Origin of the sequence: Burkholderia sp. BKH01 (assembly GCF_025685725.1) — a bacterium.
In the GTDB taxonomy this organism is placed as follows: Bacteria; Pseudomonadota; Gammaproteobacteria; order Burkholderiales; family Burkholderiaceae; genus Burkholderia; species Burkholderia pyrrocinia_C.
In genome coordinates this window covers 1-404 of the sequence record NZ_JAOTQT010000069.1, presented here as the reverse complement: position 1 = coordinate 404, position 404 = coordinate 1, and the positions used below count along the sequence as shown (strand labels likewise).

The following is a 404-nucleotide window of genomic DNA, read 5'->3' as shown; positions in this document are numbered from 1 at the left end:
AACGACAGCCGATATGGTGTTACTCATATCACTCTGACTGGCTCAATCGCCAATGGCAAATGCTCGTCTCACACGTCACTTTCGTGTGATCCAAACGCTTCCCATTGAAGATTGGTGGAGGCAGACGGGATCGAACCGACGACCCCCTGCTTGCAAAGCAGGTGCTCTCCCAGCTGAGCTATGCCCCCATGTACAGAGAACTTCAGGGTACTACCGCCAGACAATGGTGGGTCTGGTTGGATTCGAACCAACGACCCCCGCCTTATCAAGACGGTGCTCTAACCGACTGAGCTACAGACCCCTGAGTCTGTCTTTAATTTACAGCCGATAAGCGTGAGCGCTCAACTTTGCGAGATAGCTCTGGAAAGGAGGTGATCCAGCCGCACCTTCCGATACGGCTACCT

At 53.5% G+C, this 404-nt stretch carries 2 tRNA genes; both read right to left on the bottom strand.

Annotated elements, in window-relative coordinates:
- Positions 1-112 precede the first annotated feature (112 nt).
- Positions 113-188 (bottom strand) — tRNA-Ala (locus tag OEJ37_RS34850).
- Between the two features lie 36 nt (positions 189-224).
- Positions 225-301, bottom strand: a tRNA-Ile gene (locus OEJ37_RS34845).
- Positions 302-404: the final 103 nt, after the last annotated feature.